19 protein-coding genes and 1 other annotated feature are annotated in these 15,899 nt (G+C 52.7%); of the genes, 9 read left to right on the top strand and 10 right to left on the bottom strand.

Annotated elements, in window-relative coordinates:
* Window positions 1-49 precede the first annotated feature (49 nt).
* Together nadE and WFL93_RS00980 are read right to left on the bottom strand one after the other, a co-directional pair.
* A complete protein-coding gene (nadE, locus tag WFL93_RS00985) occupies window positions 50-877 on the bottom strand; it encodes an ammonia-dependent NAD(+) synthetase (RefSeq protein WP_007892610.1) in 828 nt (275 codons plus the stop codon).
* 117 nt (window positions 878-994) lie between these two features.
* Window positions 995-2,185 (bottom strand): multidrug effflux MFS transporter, encoded by a 1,191-nt coding sequence (locus WFL93_RS00980; RefSeq protein ID WP_007892611.1) that lies wholly within the window; start codon window positions 2,183-2,185, stop codon window positions 995-997.
* 192 nt (window positions 2,186-2,377) lie between these two features.
* Between WFL93_RS00980 and osmE the strand changes: the two genes are divergently transcribed.
* Window positions 2,378-2,713: an osmotically-inducible lipoprotein OsmE gene (gene osmE / locus WFL93_RS00975; RefSeq protein ID WP_007892614.1), complete on the top strand. Its 336-nt coding sequence runs from the start codon at window positions 2,378-2,380 to the stop codon at window positions 2,711-2,713.
* 58 nt (window positions 2,714-2,771) lie between these two features.
* Here osmE and WFL93_RS00970 read toward each other — a convergent pair whose 3' ends face one another.
* The 6 genes from WFL93_RS00970 to hxpB form a co-directional block, all read right to left on the bottom strand.
* Entirely contained in the window at window positions 2,772-3,155 is a 384-nt protein-coding gene (locus WFL93_RS00970; RefSeq protein WP_049851840.1) for a DUF6515 family protein, read from the bottom strand.
* A 198-nt stretch (window positions 3,156-3,353) separates the two neighbouring features.
* Window positions 3,354-4,745, bottom strand: a complete 1,392-nt coding sequence (locus WFL93_RS00965) for an L-cystine transporter (protein ID WP_336777084.1) — start codon at window positions 4,743-4,745, stop codon at window positions 3,354-3,356.
* Between the two features lie 153 nt (window positions 4,746-4,898).
* A complete protein-coding gene (locus WFL93_RS00960; protein WP_049851874.1) occupies window positions 4,899-5,489 on the bottom strand; it encodes a metal-dependent hydrolase in 591 nt (196 codons plus the stop codon).
* Between the two features lie 140 nt (window positions 5,490-5,629).
* Window positions 5,630-6,391 (bottom strand): 2-dehydro-3-deoxy-D-gluconate 5-dehydrogenase KduD, encoded by a 762-nt coding sequence (kduD, locus tag WFL93_RS00955; RefSeq protein ID WP_049851838.1) that lies wholly within the window; start codon window positions 6,389-6,391, stop codon window positions 5,630-5,632.
* 13 nt (window positions 6,392-6,404) lie between these two features.
* A complete protein-coding gene (kduI, locus tag WFL93_RS00950; RefSeq protein WP_336777083.1) occupies window positions 6,405-7,241 on the bottom strand; it encodes a 5-dehydro-4-deoxy-D-glucuronate isomerase in 837 nt (278 codons plus the stop codon).
* A 156-nt stretch (window positions 7,242-7,397) separates the two neighbouring features.
* Window positions 7,398-8,066 (bottom strand): hexitol phosphatase HxpB, encoded by a 669-nt coding sequence (hxpB, locus tag WFL93_RS00945; protein WP_336777082.1) that lies wholly within the window; start codon window positions 8,064-8,066, stop codon window positions 7,398-7,400.
* 141 nt (window positions 8,067-8,207) lie between these two features.
* Between hxpB and WFL93_RS00940 the strand changes: the two genes are divergently transcribed.
* On the top strand, window positions 8,208-8,744 hold the full coding sequence (locus WFL93_RS00940; protein ID WP_180823485.1) for a YniB family protein: 537 nt from the start codon (window positions 8,208-8,210) through the stop codon (window positions 8,742-8,744).
* Between the two features lie 4 nt (window positions 8,745-8,748).
* Here the strand turns inward: WFL93_RS00940 and WFL93_RS00935 are convergent, their stop codons facing one another.
* The gene (locus WFL93_RS00935) at window positions 8,749-9,642 is read right to left on the bottom strand and encodes a fructosamine kinase family protein (RefSeq protein ID WP_336777081.1); all 894 of its coding nucleotides are present in this window, start codon (window positions 9,640-9,642) and stop codon (window positions 8,749-8,751) included.
* 89 nt (window positions 9,643-9,731) lie between these two features.
* A complete protein-coding gene (gene ghoS / locus WFL93_RS00930) occupies window positions 9,732-10,022 on the bottom strand; it encodes a type V toxin-antitoxin system endoribonuclease antitoxin GhoS (RefSeq protein WP_336777080.1) in 291 nt (96 codons plus the stop codon).
* Window positions 10,023-10,353: 331 nt separating this feature from the next.
* On the opposite strand from ghoS, the gene WFL93_RS00925 reads away from it, so the two are divergent.
* The 7 genes from WFL93_RS00925 to pheS all read left to right on the top strand — a co-directional run bounded on the left by WFL93_RS00925 (window position 10,354) and on the right by pheS (window position 15,890).
* On the top strand, window positions 10,354-11,115 hold the full coding sequence (locus WFL93_RS00925) for a DUF481 domain-containing protein (RefSeq protein ID WP_336777079.1): 762 nt from the start codon (window positions 10,354-10,356) through the stop codon (window positions 11,113-11,115).
* A gap of 246 nt (window positions 11,116-11,361) precedes the next feature.
* Complete coding sequence (gene thrS / locus WFL93_RS00920; protein ID WP_336777078.1) at window positions 11,362-13,299, top strand: threonine--tRNA ligase; 1,938 nt, start codon at window positions 11,362-11,364, stop codon at window positions 13,297-13,299.
* Window positions 13,295-13,846 carry a translation initiation factor IF-3 gene (gene infC, locus WFL93_RS00915; RefSeq protein ID WP_036621995.1) on the top strand — a complete coding sequence of 184 codons (552 nt, stop codon included), beginning with the start codon at window positions 13,295-13,297 and terminating at the stop codon, window positions 13,844-13,846. Before thrS ends, infC begins: the two co-directional genes overlap by 5 nt.
* A gap of 99 nt (window positions 13,847-13,945) precedes the next feature.
* Complete coding sequence (rpmI, locus tag WFL93_RS00910) at window positions 13,946-14,143, top strand: 50S ribosomal protein L35 (protein ID WP_004157374.1); 198 nt, start codon at window positions 13,946-13,948, stop codon at window positions 14,141-14,143.
* Window positions 14,144-14,237: 94 nt separating this feature from the next.
* Complete coding sequence (gene rplT / locus WFL93_RS00905) at window positions 14,238-14,594, top strand: 50S ribosomal protein L20 (protein ID WP_007892678.1); 357 nt, start codon at window positions 14,238-14,240, stop codon at window positions 14,592-14,594.
* A gap of 115 nt (window positions 14,595-14,709) precedes the next feature.
* Window positions 14,710-14,835, top strand: a sequence feature (Phe leader region).
* Complete coding sequence (gene pheM / locus WFL93_RS00900) at window positions 14,715-14,759, top strand: pheST operon leader peptide PheM (RefSeq protein WP_106120997.1); 45 nt, start codon at window positions 14,715-14,717, stop codon at window positions 14,757-14,759. (Overlaps the previous feature by 45 nt.)
* A gap of 71 nt (window positions 14,836-14,906) precedes the next feature.
* Entirely contained in the window at window positions 14,907-15,890 is a 984-nt protein-coding gene (pheS, locus tag WFL93_RS00895) for a phenylalanine--tRNA ligase subunit alpha (protein ID WP_007892680.1), read from the top strand.
* Window positions 15,891-15,899 lie beyond the last annotated feature (9 nt).

Below are 15,899 nucleotides of genomic sequence, written 5' to 3'. Positions count from 1 at the left end.
AGCGGTTAGGAGAAAGTTTCCCGCACCGACGGCGGGAAACGGGGCGCGCTTACTTCTTCCAGAAGTCGTCGAACACGGTGATCGGCGGGCGACGTTTATGCTCGGTTTTCAGATACCAGCCTTCAATGGTTTTGGCCGCTGCGGCATCAATGGTTTTGCCTTCCAGATAAGCATCAATTTGCTGATAGGTGACGCCAAGCGCCACTTCATCCTGCAAGCCTGGGCGATCGTCTTCCAGATCGGCGGTAGGATGCTTGAGATAAAGGTGCTCCGGGCAACCCAGCGTTTTTAGCAGCTGTTTGCCCTGGCCTTTGTGCAAGCGGAAAATGGGATTGATATCGCTGCCGCCGTCACCGTATTTGGTGAAGAAACCGGTGATGGCTTCCGCCGCATGGTCAGTGCCGACCACCACGCCTTTGGTCATGCCGGCGATGCTGTACTGGGCTTTCATACGTTCACGGGCTTTTTCATTACCACGTACGAAATCCGACACGCTAATACCGGCCTCTTTCAATGCGCGCTCGCTGGCCAGAATCGCTTCTTTGATATTTACCACCAGCGTGCGATCTGGCTGGATAAAGGCTAGCGCGTCCTGACAATCCTGCTCATCGGCCTGCACGCCATAGGGCAAGCGGACAGCGATAAAGGTGTAATCGTTATCGCCGCTCTCTTCGCGCAGCTCACGAATCGCGGTTTGCGACAGGATGCCGGTGAGAGTGGAATCCTGTCCGCCGCTGATACCGAGCACCAGCGTTTTCAAAAAGGGATGGGCTTTCAGGTAAGACTTCAGAAAATCAACGCTGACGCGGATCTCCTGCTGCGGGTCGATAACGGGCTTAACCCCAAGGGCTTCAATGATTTCCTGTTGCAAAGACATGAATCTCTCCTCAAGTCAGTAGCCTGACGGCACAATGCGAATCATCTGCTAAAGCTAACGCCTCTGTCGGCAAACAACAAGCCGCACGGTTTGTTGTGCGGATTATTTGCTGGTAAATCAGACGTTTTTTGACTTCTGTACTAACAAATTGAACGACACAATCGCCAGCATAAAGCAGCCAAAAATAGTGCCCGTCATGCTCACCACCGACGTGCCACCAAGGCCAGTGATCGGTACGCTGATGGCGCCAAAGGTGAACATGCCCACGCCAATTACGGCGGAAGCACTTCCCGCGCGTTGCCCCTGGCTCTGCATCGCCAACGATGAGGCGGTAGTGGCAATAACACCATTACTGGCAATGGTGAAGAACAGGGCGACCAACAGAATCGGCAGCGCCGCTCCCGTTAGTCCCGCCAGCAGTAAGCAGCTGGATGCGACGAAGGCCAGCGTCAGACCGCCTTTCAATACGCGATATTCGCCCCACAGCGGACACAGGCGCGCACTGGTTTGTGATGCAATAATCAGGCCGAGGCCGTTGGCAGCGAAACAGAAGCTGAAGGCCTGCGGTGTCAGACCATACAGTTGTTGCAGCACAAACGGCGAAGCGCCGATGTAAGCGAACATGCCGGACATCATAAAACCCTGCGTCAGGCAGAAGCCCATGAACTGACGGTGCGTCACCACCTGGCCAAGTGCTGCCCATGCGGAAAAAATCGAGCCTTGGCTGCGGCGTTCGGCGGGTAAGGTTTCATGCAATTTCCAGCGCGCGAGGAAAATCAACACCACGGCGATACAGCCCAGCACCACAAAGATGCCGCGCCAGTTTAGTACGGTCATTAACGCGCCGCCCAGTACCGGTGCACCAATCGGTGCCAATCCGTTGACCAACATCAGTAGCGCAAAGAAACGCGTTAATTCATGGCCGCTGTACATGTCACGTGCAATCGCGCGCGACAGTACCGCGCCGCCTGCGCCCGCCAATCCTTCAAACAGACGCGCTATCAGCAACGCATTGATGTCTTTGGCCAACGCACAGCCAATTGAGGCAATAAACAGCAGCACCAGCGATAACAGCAGCGGCCGGATGCGGCCAAATTTATCACTCATCGGCCCAAACAGCAGCTGGCCCGCGCCAAGACCGAGCAGGCCGGCGGTCAAACTCAGTTGCGCGGTGGCGGTTTCCGTTTGCAAATCACGCGCCAGTTCCGGCAGGGCAGGCAGGTAAAGATCGATACAAAGTGGCCCGAGCGCAGCGAGCAGGCCAAGCGTAATGGCATAAGCCAGGCGGTTAGAAGGTGCAGGTGTCATTTATCCTCTGTCTTAATTCATCACTATCGGTATTTTTTCGCGGGGGATTATACGAAGCGTAGCGCGCCAACACAGCATTTTTACGAAAACCTAACGCTTCGGATTTTGGTGAAATTTATCCCATAAAGTTGATAAATCTGGATTTATGTTCCAGGCTTATCTCACATGGACAAAAAAACGAGGAACAACAACATGAATAAAGTGATGGGATGTATCGCTGCCGCTATGACTCTGGCAGCCCTGTCGGGTTGTACGACTTATGACAAAGCTGAAAGCTACGTGACCAAGCCAGTAGTGAAAGATGTGAAGAAAGGGATGACGCGTGATCAGGTGCGCCAGATTGCCGGTCCAGCCTCCACGGAGATCACCATGGTTCACGCGCGTGGTACTTGCCAGACTTATGTCATTGGCGAGCGCGATGGCAAACCTCAGACCTACTTCGTGAGCTATAACGATACCGGTCGCGTGATGAATTATGGCTTCCAGAGCTGTAAAGATTACGATACCGATCCGCAAGCGGCTCAGTAAGCGCAGCAGTAGAATTATAAACGGCCCGTCATTGACGGGCCGTTTTTCGTTGTCGCGCTTATAAACCGTAAGGGCGTGGCACTTCGACATAATCGCCGCCAATCTCGCGCTGGTAGTAATGACCTTCCTGCACGTAGTAGCGCTTGCCGTTGAAATCCAGCACGCGCATCCCGCCGCCGGGCGGCGCTTCAGGCGGCTGGACCACCACGTAGGTGTCGCCCTGACGCTGATAGTAGTTGCCGTTTAGCACGTAATAGGTCAGTCCCCCCAGTAGCACGGCGGTTGCCGCTTCCGGTAAGAAGCGCAACGGGCCCGGGCCGCCCCAATGCGGGCCTCCACCCCAATGTGGACCTGGGCCGGGACCCCAACCGCCGGGATGAGCGAAACTGATAGCTGGCGTTAATAAGGTTAACGCCAGCAGCGAGGCGATAACTTTTTTCATCGGTGATTCTCCTGCTGTGATGAGCAGCAGAATTGGCCTTCCTGAGGGAAAACTCAAGCGAAAAGCCGTCGATTTTTCCTCTGTTTACCACGCTTAACGCTTTCCTGACGCTGGCACCATGATTGGGGCGAATTCGACAGAAAAAGGCAAAAAAAAACGGCAGACCTTGCGGCCTGCCGTTATCGGAATCATAAGACGTTAGCGATGCGCCAGTTCGGCGTGCTCGTCGCTCTCCAGCACTTGCTTGTCGGTCATACCGAGCCAGCGACTGGTCAGTGAACCGGCGGTCATTGAGCCGTTAACGTTGAGCGCGGTACGGCCCATATCGATCAGCGGCTCGATGGAGATCAGCAGTGCGACCAGCGTCACTGGCAGGCCCATCGCGGGCAGCACAATCAGCGCGGCGAAAGTTGCACCGCCACCGACGCCCGCAACACCCGCAGAGCTCAGCGTGACAATCCCCACCAGCGTGGCAATCCACATCGGATCAAACGGGTTGATACCCACCGTAGGCGCAACCATCACCGCCAGCATGGTGGGATAGAGACCCGCACAACCGTTCTGACCAATAGTGGCACCGAACGAGGCTGAGAAGCTGGCGATAGATTCCGGCACACCAAGACGACGCGTTTGCGTTTCCACGTTCAGTGGAATACTCGCGGCGCTGGAGCGGCTGGTGAAAGCGAAGGTAATCACTGGCCACACTTTACGGAAGAAGCGCATTGGGTTGATGCCGTTGACCGACAGCAGCAGCGCGTGCACAGCAAACATGATCGCCAGGCCGAGGTAAGACGCCACCACGAAACCACCTAACTTGATGATGTCCTGCAGGTTAGAACCCGCCACGACTTTGGTCATCAGCGCCAGCACACCGTACGGCGTCAACTTCATGATCAAGCGCACCAGCTTCATCACCCACGATTGCAGGGTATCGATCGCCACCAGTACGCGCTCGCCCTTAGCCTTGTCATCTTTCAGCAGTTGCAGCGCTGCCACACCGAGGAAGGCAGCAAAAATGACCACGCTAATGATCGAGGTTGGATTGGCACCGGCCATATCGGCAAACGGGTTTTTCGGGATGAATGACAGCAGCAGCTGTGGCGTGCTGAGGTCGGCCACTTTGCCCACATAGTTGCTTTGAATCGCACTCAGACGCGCGGTTTCCTGCACGCCTTGTACCAAACCTTCAGCACTCAGGCCAAACAAGCCGGTCACCATTACGCCGACCAGCGCAGAAATCGCTGTGGTGAACAACAGCACGCCAATGGTCAGTACGCTGATTTTGCCCAACGACGATGCATTATGCAGACGCGCTACCGCACTCAGGATAGAGGCGAACACCAGCGGCATCACAATCATTTGCAGCAGTTGAACGTAGCCGTTACCGACGATGTTGAACCAGCCAATCGATGCTTTTACCGTGGCGCTGTTTTCGCCGTAAATGGTTTGCAGCGCCAGACCGAAAGCCACGCCCAATACCAAACCGGTCAATACGCGCTTTGACAGGCTCCAGCTTTGATTACCAATGCGATTCAGTAGAATCAGCAGCGCGACAAACGCCACGATGTTAATAATTAGGGGAATATCCATGCTCAACTCCAGAAGGTGCTGCGCCATCAGATTATGATGGCGCAGAAAACAGTAAGTCCCCGTTAGGGAATATTGGGAATGTTATCAGTTCAGTGCGGAGCGGGCTTATACCCAAAAAGAATGTTTTATAACTTTATCGCTTGAATTGTCGGGTTATTGACCGTTTTGACCATTAACCAGCCGACCGACGCCATTTTGTAGCGTATTAAACAGCTGTTCCGGCCAACCATTAGCACCAAAAGAGGGCAGCCCGGGTGGGAACCACAGGGCATAACCGACTAATGCCAGGCAAAGCGCACGCTCAAATTGGTTACCTTTCTGGCTATTCAGTATCGGTAAACGGAAGCGCCAGCGGCAGGGCCATAACAAAGGTACGCCCGCTGGCGTTAGCATGTCGGCGACGATATGGCTGAGATAACCCAGCGTCATCCCCTGCAGCACATCGGCGGGGAGAAACCAGTCGGCGGGCACATTGATCTGAAATAGCCATAAGCTGAGCGCCACGGCCAGCAAACTGTGGGTAAAACCGCGATGGCCAAAAGCGCGGGCAATCGGATGCGATAGCCACCTCAGCCGCTGGCCTAATACGGATTTCGGGTGATCGATATCGGGCAGCAGGCAGGTGAGAAGCGCCGCAGGCACTAAATGCCACCAATCGGCGCTGGCCATCACTGGCGTCAGTTCCGCGCGCTTGGCAAAAATGGCGCTGGCAATGGCAAAGATGATATGGCCTTCGGCCGTCATGATAAAACCTGGCTGCATAAAACTGTCGATGCATCCAGTATAGGGATTTATCCAGTGAATGAGAATGGTGACGCTGTAACGAAGCGTTAATAATTTTGGCATTCCCGCGCCACAATGACGCGGGAAAAGAACGGGTTAGCTTAGCGTGCTAACCATCCGCCATCGACGGCTAAAGTGTAACCCTGGACATAATCCGAGGCGCTGGAGGCGAGAAACACGATGGGACCCATCATATCGTCCGGCATGCCCCAGCGACCTGATGGAATGCGGCCGAGAATCTCCTCGTTGCGCGATTCGTCACTGCGCAGCTGTTCGGTGTTGTTAGTTGCCATGTAGCCCGGCGCGATGGCATTGACGTTAATGCCGTGTTTCGCCCACTCGTTGGCCATCAGGCGGGTTAATCCCATGACCGCACTTTTCGAGGCGGTATAAGACGGCACGCGAATCCCGCCCTGGAACGAGAGCATGGAGGCGATATTGATGATCTTGCCGCCGTTGCCTTGCGCGATAAACTGCCGCGCCACCTGCTGCGACAAGAAGAACAGGCTTTTGCTGTTGATGTTCATCACATCGTCCCAATCCTGCTCACTGAAGTTAAGTGCGTCTTCGCGGCGAATAATGCCGGCATTATTGACCAGAATGTCGATACGCCCGGCCTGTGCGACAGCCTGTTGCACAATCTGTGGCACGACGGCGGGTTTAGTGAGATCGGCCTGAATTGACCAGAAGCGACGGCCTAACGCCTCGACTTTGGCCTGGGTATCATCTGGCCCCGCGCGATTGACGCCAATGATGTCACAGCCCGCTTGCGCCAGCCCGAGTGCCATGCCCTGGCCTAATCCGGTATTACAGCCAGTCACCAGCGCGATTTTGCCTTCAAGATTAAATGCGTTGAGTATCATGTTTCGCTCCTTGTTAGCGCAGCGCGCTGATGTTGACGTGATCCATGTCATCGAACACCTGGTTTTCACCCACCATGCCCCAGATAAAGGTATAGCGTTGCGTTCCAACGCCAGCATGAATTGACCAGCTGGGTGAAATCACCGCCTGTTCGTTGTGTACTAATAAATGACGCGTCTCCTGCGGCTGGCCCATCATATGAAACACGGCGCTGTCATCGGCCATATCAAAGTAGAAATAGACCTCCATGCGCCGCTCGTGGGTGTGGCACGGCATGGTATTCCACAGATTGCCGTCATCGAGACGCGTTAGTCCCATTGTCAGTTGGCAGGTCGGCAGCACGTCCGGCACGATGAATTTATTGATGGTGCGACGATTGGAGGTGGCGGCATCGCCTAAGGTGGCTTTTACGGCCTCGTCGAGGGTGATTTTCTTGTCTGGAAAGTGAGTATGTGCTGGCGCGCTGTTGTAGTAAAACTTCGCAGGCTGATGGGCATCGCTACTGCGGAAAATCACGCTCTGTGCTCCTTGTCCCACGTACAGCGCTTCCTGCTGGCCAATCTCCCAGGCTTTGCCGTCTACCTCAATTACACCTGGCCCACCAATATTGATGACACCCAGTTCGCGGCGCTCCAGGAAGTAGCTGACGCCCAACTGTTTACCCACTTCATGACCGATGGTCACCGCTTTATGCACCGGCATTACGCCGCCGATGATGATGCGATCGATATGGCTGTAAGTCAGGGTGTAGTTATCGGCGTCGAAAATTTTTTCGATCAGAAACTCGCGGCGTAAGCCGGTGGTATCCAGGGATTTGGCATGATCGCTGTGAATGCTTTGACGTACGTCCATCTCAGGCCTCTCAAGAGTCAAAGGAATGGTCCCGATGCGGGTCTTCGGGCATCTTAGGCAGGATGAGACATGAATTCAATAAAAATGAAACGATGTTTTATTTATTTGCGTGATCGATCAACTTGCATAAAAAAGCCCGCGTTGAGCGGGCTGCGATTAACCGTGCAGATGTTCAGGTCTGAGTTGAGTAAGATCCGTAAGAATGACGTTGGCCAGTGACCAGCGCGCATCGTCACGATGCTCGGGCGCGGGCACCACAATCGAACGCATCCGTGCGGCTTTGGTCGCAATCATGCCGTTGAAAGAGTCTTCCAGCGTGACGCAGTTGAGCGGATCAATACCTAATTTGGCTGCGGCGTCGAGATAGACCTGCGGATGCGGCTTGCTGTAGGGCAACGCTTCGGCGGAGGCCAGCACATCAAAGTATTTCCGCAAGTCGAACATCGCCAACACGCGTTCCAGCATGTGCAACGGTGAGGCGGAGGCAAGGCCAATTTTCAAACCTTGCTGCTGGCACAATTGCAGCGCCTGTTCCACGCCGGGCAGCAGTGGCCGCGTCTCTTCCACCAGCGCCAGCGCGCGGGCGATAATGCGATTGGTCACTTCCTGCTGATCCGGCCCCTGCCACGGCAACGCTTCGAACCACATACGCACAGTTTGATCGATGCGCAGGCCTAACGTATCCGGCAATTCGTGGCGGCGGGTGATATCCACACCGAGGCTGGCGAAAATATCCAACTCTGCCCGATCCCATAGCGGTTCGGAGTCGATCAGCAATCCGTCCATATCAAAAATGGCGGCCAATACAGGACGACGATATGACATACAACAGCTCCCTTTGAAATTTGGTTTACCTTAGCATGAGACCTGCAGAAAGCCGACTGACGGCAGGCCACGCATTTTTCAGGAAAAATGGCGTTAGTGCAGGTAGACTTAGGCAAACTATTTTTGGTTCAGGGAGACACCATGACTTACCAACAGGCTGGCCGCATCGCCATCCTTAAGCGTGTGGCTGGCTGGGTGATTTTCATACCGGCACTGCTATCCACCATCATTTCGCTACTGGGCTATATGTTTAAGCACAGTGAAAAGCAACCTGGCATTGATGCGGTGATGCTCGATTTTGTCCATGTCATGGTCGATATGGTGAAGTTCAATACACCGTTTCTCAATGTATTCTGGCAAAACTCACCGGTGCCGGAATTTAATGGCGGCGCGAATATCGGATTCTGGCTGATCTACATCCTGATTTTTGTCGGCATCGCCTTACAGGCATCAGGTGCTCGGATGTGGCGTCAGTCGCGCCATATTAAAGAGGGAATTGAGGATCAGCTGATCCTGGAACAGGCTAAAGGCAGTGAAGGGCGCACGCGTATGCAGCTGGAAGAGAAAATTCACATTCCACGCCACACCATTTTTTTGCAGATTTTCCCGCTTTATATCTTGCCTATCGTTATCGCTATCGCCGGGTATTTCGTGCTTAAGCTGCTCGGTATGCTGTAAAACGTCAGGCCGGTTTGGCCTGACGAGCTCCCAATACATCTTCATCTAACAACTGGCCGATGGCGAACTGGGCTTCGCCCGTCCAGTTGCCGCCGAACACGTTAGCGCGATTGAGCAAGTAATAGAGCTGATAAACCGGCTGACGCTGTGAGAAACCCTCTGCCAGCGGCCAAACAGCATGGTAGCCATCATATATCTGGCGTGGTAGGTCAGCGTAATAACTCAGCATGGCCAGATCGCATTCACGATCGCCCCAGTAACAGGCGGGATCGAACAGCCATGGGCCGTTGACGCTACCTGCACAGTTGGCTGGCCAAAGATCGCCGTGTAGTAAAGAGGGCTGCGGATGATGGTTGGCTAAAGCGCGCTGTACGCAATCGACAATCAGCTCGGTATTGCCATAATGCACGCCCTTCTCAGCGGCCAGCTGGAGCTGCCAGCCGATGCGTTGCTCAGCAAAGAACACCGACCAGCGACGTAACCAGCTATTCGGCTGCGGCGAGGTGGTGATGTTGTTGTCGTAATCGAGACCAAATTGCGGTTGCTCGCTCCATTGATGCAGGTACGCGAGTTGCTGACCGAGCTGGAAGGCGCTCTTGTCGTTTAAGGGTTCGGGCGCAATATACTCCAGGAGCAGGAAGCTGGTATCGCGATCGTTGCCGACGCCATACACTTTTGGCACGCGCACAGTTTGCGTGCGTGCCAGCAAATCAAGTTGATCCGCTTCCCAACTAAACAGCGTGAGCATGTCGCGAGTATTACATTTGACGAACACCTCCAATTCTCCGTAACGGATACGCCACGCAGGGTGAACGTCGCCGCCGGGAAGTTCCTGGCGTTCAGTAATTTCGGCATCGCCGGCGTATTCGCTTAACAGACGACTAATGGTTGACCACATCGGGTAATCCTCTTTATTCGCTGCGTAAGTTCGATTGTAACGCGCAAAACTTCAGCAAACCTGACGTCGATGCGGTTTTTTGCAATGCGTCAGGATTGATTTTTCAGAAATGCTTCCAGCGTAGTGACTTCAACCTCGGGTTTATGGTCCAGCGCAATTTGGGCATATCCCGCCGCTTGCTCAGCAACGTCATGTTCCTCTAAGGCGCTGACGATACCAAAGCTGTTGGTGCCAAGTTCATGCGGATGGCCGTCATTATCGTTTAATGAGGTGCTATATCCGCCATTAATCATGGCGCTGTTAACGGACTGCAAGTCACCCAGGCCATTTTCCTGGTATTTCAACGTGACAATGTAACGTTTTAGGTCAAGGTCACTCATTATTCACCTCATTGTTATCGAACAGATTTCAGCGTAGACCAGCAGGCTGAATAGAGCGAATTTCGAGCAATTTATTGCTTTGCGTGAGACGTAAATCTGCGTCAAGAGAGTTAAGAGAATTCTTGTTTTTTTTTGGCTGCTATTTGGTTATCTGCCCCCTATAATGCGCAACGAAAATGGGAGAAATCCCATTAAATGAGCGCTCCAGCGGCTTTCCTGGCTTTTTTTGTGAGTACATGCTTTTTTACAAAACTTACGCTAAATTGCATTGCTTGGCCGGAGAAACGCTTCAAACTCTTCGTTTTTTAAACTGTCGTACGGATTACTTTTAATGAAAGCCTTCAACAAGCTGTCCGCTATTTTATTGCTCTCTGCTGGAGCATTTTGTCACCAGGCATTGGCAGATAACGCCGTTTTCACCTCAATGGATGACCCTTCCACGGCGAAAAAACCGTTTGAAGGCTCTGCGTCAGCGGGTTATCTGGCTCAAACCGGTAACACCACCAGCTCTTCGCTGAGTGCTGCTACCAATATGACGTGGTACCAAACCAACACCGCATTGAGTCTCTGGGGCAATGCTTCAAACAACTCATCTAACGATGAGCGTTCATCTGAGACCTATAACATCGGTGGTCGTAGCCGTTACAACCTTAATAGCGCTGATTACCTGTTTGGTCAGGCGAGCTGGTTAAGCGATCGTTTCAACGGTTATGATTCACGCGACGTGCTGACAGCCGGTTACGGTCGTCAGATCCTCAACGGTCCGGTTCACTCACTGCGTGCTGAATTCGGTCCGGGTGTACGTTACGATGATTTCCGCGAAGGCGGTCATGAAACCAAAGCGCTGGGTTATGGCGCAGTGAGCTACCAGTGGCAGCTGACGGATACCACCAAGTTTATTCAGGGTGTATCTGTGCTGAGCAGCTTCGGTGAAGACACCACGCTGAACTCAGAAACCGCGTTACAGGTGGCTATCAATGATCACTTCGCACTGAAACTGGGTTATAACGTGACCTGGAATAACAACCCACCAGAATCTGCGCCCGATCGTACCGATACTAAAACCACGATCCAGCTCTCATACGCGATGTAAGCGAGCCGTGTGTGAATCACCGCTGCCAGGCCTGCGCCTCGCGGCGGTTTTTTTTATTTCTCTTTAGCTTAGCGAATCTCCGCACGGGTTTTGATCGGCGGCGAAAGCTGCTATTATCATCGCCGCTTTACATTCCTGGCGTCATTCCGACAACGTGGGTCTGACATCACGCCGGGTTACACACTACGAAACTCAGTTTTGCATGTAGGCTTTCGTGTGGCTTACCACTGCATTTAAGGATATGAAATGCCAGTAATTACTCTTCCTGATGGCAGCCAGCGCAGCTTTGACCGTCCCGTTAGCGTGATGGATATCGCTCTGGATATTGGTCCGGGTTTGGCGAAAGCCTGTATCGCCGGTCGCGTGAATGGCGAGTTGGTTGATGCGGTTGATCCCATCACCGAAGATGCTCAGGTAGCGATTATTACCGCTAAAGACGACGCCGGTTTAGAAATCATTCGTCACTCGTGTGCACACCTGTTAGGGCATGCGATTAAGCAGCTGTGGCCAAACACCAAGATGGCTATCGGCCCGGTGATTGATAACGGTTTCTATTATGACGTCGATCTGGAACATACGTTAACTCAGGAAGATCTTGAGCTGCTGGAAAAACGTATGCACCAGCTGGCTGAAAGCAATTATGATGTTGTTAAGAAGAAGGTGAGCTGGCAGGAAGCACGTGACGTGTTTGCCGAGCGTGGCGAAAGCTATAAAACCACTATTCTTGACGAGAACATCAGCCATGACGACCGTCCTGGCCTGTATCACCATGAAGAATACATCGACATGTGCCGCGGTCCGCACGTGCCGAATATGCGTTTCTGCCATCACTTCAAACTGCAGAAAATCTCCGGAGCTTACTGGCGCGGCAACAGCGATAACAAAATGCTGCAGCGCATCTACGGTACGGCCTGGGCGGATAAAAAACAGTTGGCTGCCTATTTGCAGCGCCTGGAAGAAGCGGCGAAACGCGATCACCGTAAAATCGGTAAGCAGCTTGATCTGTACCACATGCAGGAAGAAGCACCGGGCATGGTGTTCTGGCACAATGACGGCTGGACCATCTTCCGCGAGCTGGAAGTGTTTGTGCGTACCAAGCTGAAAGAGTACGACTATCAGGAAGTAAAGGGTCCGTTCATGATGGACCGTGTGCTGTGGGAAAAAACCGGTCACTGGGAAAACTACAAAGAAGCGATGTTCACCACCTCTTCAGAGAACCGTGAATATTGCATCAAACCCATGAACTGCCCAGGCCACGTGCAGATCTTTAACCAGGGTCTGAAATCCTACCGCGACCTGCCGCTGCGTATGGCGGAGTTTGGTAGCTGCCATCGTAACGAACCTTCAGGTGCGTTACATGGTCTGATGCGTGTACGCGGCTTTACTCAGGATGATGCTCACGTCTTCTGTACCGAAGATCAGGTACGTGATGAGGTGAACAGCTGTATCCGCATGGTATACGACATGTACAGCACCTTCGGTTTTGAAAAAATCGTGGTGAAACTGTCGACCCGTCCGGAAAAACGTATCGGTACCGACGAAATGTGGGATCGTGCGGAAGTGGATTTGGCAGAAGCGCTGAAAGAGAATGACATTCCATTCGAATATCAGCCAGGAGAAGGTGCCTTCTACGGCCCTAAAATTGAGTTTACCCTGTACGATTGTCTCGACCGCGCCTGGCAGTGTGGCACCGTTCAGCTAGACTTCTCCCTGCCAAAGCGTCTGGACGCTACTTTTGTCGGCGAAAACAACGATCGCCAGACACCGGTAATGATTCACCGCGCAATTCTCGGTTCGATGGAGCGCTTTATCGGCATCCTGACCGAAGAGTTCGCTGGATTCTTCCCGAGTTGGTTGGCGCCGGTGCAGGCTGTAGTGATGAATATCACCGACAGTCAGTCAGAATATGTCAGTGAACTGACAAAGAAATTGCAGAATGCGGGCATTCGTGTCAAAGCAGACTTGAGAAACGAGAAGATAGGCTTTAAAATCCGCGAGCACACATTACGTCGCGTCCCTTATATGCTGGTTTGCGGTGACAAAGAGGTGGAAGCAGGCAAAGTTGCCGTGCGCACCCGCCGTGGTAAAGACCTTGGGAGCATGGACATAGATGTGTTTGTTGAGAAGCTGCAACAAGAGATTCGCAGCCGACATCTTCACCAATTAGAGGAAACAGGTTATTAAAGGCGGAAAACGAGTACAACCGACACGTCCGAACCGTATCAACGGCGAAATCCGAGCCACCGAAGTGCGCTTAACTGGCGTAGACGGTGAGCAACTTGGCATTGTCACCTTGCGTGAAGCCATTGAGAAAGCTGAAGAAGCTGGCGTAGATTTAGTTGAAATCAGCCCGAACGCCGAACCGCCGGTTTGCCGTATTATGGATTACGGCAAGTTCCTTTATGAAAAGAGTAAGTCTTCTAAGGAACAGAAGAAGAAGCAGAAAGTTATCCAGGTTAAGGAAATCAAATTCCGTCCTGGTACCGATGATGGCGACTATCAGGTCAAACTACGCAACCTGATTCGCTTTCTGGAAGAGGGCGATAAAGCCAAAATCACGCTGCGTTTCCGCGGTCGTGAGATGGCGCACCAGCAGATCGGTATGGAAGTGCTTAACCGCGTCCGTAAAGATCTGTGTGAAGACATGGATCTGGCGATTGTCGAATCCTTCCCTTCGAAGATCGAAGGTCGTCAGATGATCATGGTGCTCGCTCCTAAGAAGAAACAGTAGGCCTTCAAGTAATAATGCCGCGCAGCGCTTGCGTTGCGCGGATTTTTATTCGCCTATCTGATTCATTTTATTAACAATGCGAAGTGGATATTTGTAAAAATGCCAAAGATTAAAACTGTACGTGGCGCCGCTAAGCGCTTCAAGAAGACCGCTTCTGGTGGCTTCAAGCGTAAGCACGCAAACCTGCGTCATATTCTGACTAAAAAGTCTACTAAGCGTAAACGTCACCTGCGTCCGAAAGGCATGGTGTCTAAAGGCGATCTGGGTCTGGTTATTGCCTGCCTGCCGTACGCATAAGTAAACTTTTTATAAATTTGCCTGAAAACGTTGCGTAACGGCCATTGGCTTGCAGGGTATAAGGCGTCACAGAATATGATAAAGGAGAGCTCACATGGCTCGCGTTAAACGTGGTGTAATTGCTCGCGCACGTCACAAGAAAATCTTAAAACAAGCTAAAGGCTACTACGGTGCACGTTCACGTGTATACCGCGTTGCCTTCCAGGCTGTTATCAAAGCTGGTCAGTATGCTTACCGTGACCGTCGTCAACGTAAGCGTCAGTTCCGTCAACTGTGGATCGCGCGTATCAACGCTGCGGCTCGTCAGAACGGTATCTCTTACAGCCGCTTCATCAATGGCCTGAAAAAAGCCTCTATTGAAATCGACCGTAAGATTCTGGCTGACATCGCTGTATTCGACAAAGTGACATTTACTGCACTTGTTGAAAAAGCAAAATCAGCTCTGGCGTAAGTCAGTTGAAAAAGGGAGCTTGCTCCCTTTTTTATTACCCGCAACTCACGCAAAAGATTGACATTTTGGCCGCTGCGCATTTCAATAGTGCGGTTTCTAACATGACAAGGTAACGCAAGCATGAATGCTGCTATTTTCCGTTTCTTTTTTTACTTTAGCGCCTGAACATCAGGGGCTTTTGCGCATAAGAAAAGAAACGAAAAATCGCGCTGAAAGCCTCCCTCGTGGAGGCTTTTTTATTTCTGGCGACACTTAATCGGATCACACGATCCCAACGAGAACTGACCAGCCCGGCTGGAAGAAGAGGAAATCATGTCCCAACTCGCAGACCTGGTGGCCCGTGCCACGGCCGCCATCGACGAGGCGGCGGATATCGCTGCTCTGGACGCCGTGCGCGTCGAATTTTTGGGTAAGAAAGGGCACCTGACGCTGCAAATGACCACTCTGCGCGAATTGCCAGCGGAAGAGCGTCCAGCAGCCGGTGCGGTTATCAACGATGCCAAGCAGCAAGTGCAGGATCGCCTTACCGCGCGCAAAGAGACGCTGGAAAGCGCTGAGCTGAACGCGCGTCTGGCGGCAGAAACCATCGATGTGTCGCTGCCAGGTCGTCGCGTTGAGAATGGCGGTTTGCATCCGGTCACTCGTACCATCGATCGTATCGAAAACTTCTTCGGCGAGCTCGGTTTTGCGGTAGTGACCGGTCCGGAAATTGAAGATGATTACCATAACTTTGATGCGCTGAATATTCCGGGGCATCACCCGGCGCGTGCCGACCACGACACCTTCTGGTTTGATGCCACGCGTTTGCTGCGTACCCAAACTTCAGGCGTGCAGATTCGCACTATGAAAAATCAGCAGCCGCCAATCCGCATCATCGCGCCAGGCCGCGTTTATCGTAACGACTACGATCAGACGCACACACCGATGTTCCATCAGATGGAAGGTTTGATTGTCGATAAAGACATTAGCTTCACCAATCTGAAAGGCACGCTGCACGATTTCCTGAACAACTTCTTCGAAGAGAACCTGCAAATCCGCTTCCGTCCTTCTTACTTCCCGTTTACCGAACCGTCTGCGGAAGTAGATGTGATGGGTAAAAACGGCAAATGGCTGGAAGTACTGGGTTGCGGCATGGTGCACCCGAACGTACTGCGCAACGTGGGCATCGATCCGGAAGTGTATTCAGGCTTTGCCTTTGGCATGGGAATGGAGCGTCTCACCATGCTGCGCTACGGTGTGACCGATCTGCGCGCCTTCTTCGAAAATGATTTACGTTTCCTCAAACAATTTAAATAAGGGCAGGTT

Origin of the sequence: Pantoea sp. USHLN256 (assembly GCF_037149875.1) — a bacterium.
Classification (GTDB): domain Bacteria; phylum Pseudomonadota; class Gammaproteobacteria; order Enterobacterales; family Enterobacteriaceae; genus Pantoea; species Pantoea nemavictus.
This window is presented reverse-complemented; position numbering and strand designations above follow the sequence as displayed.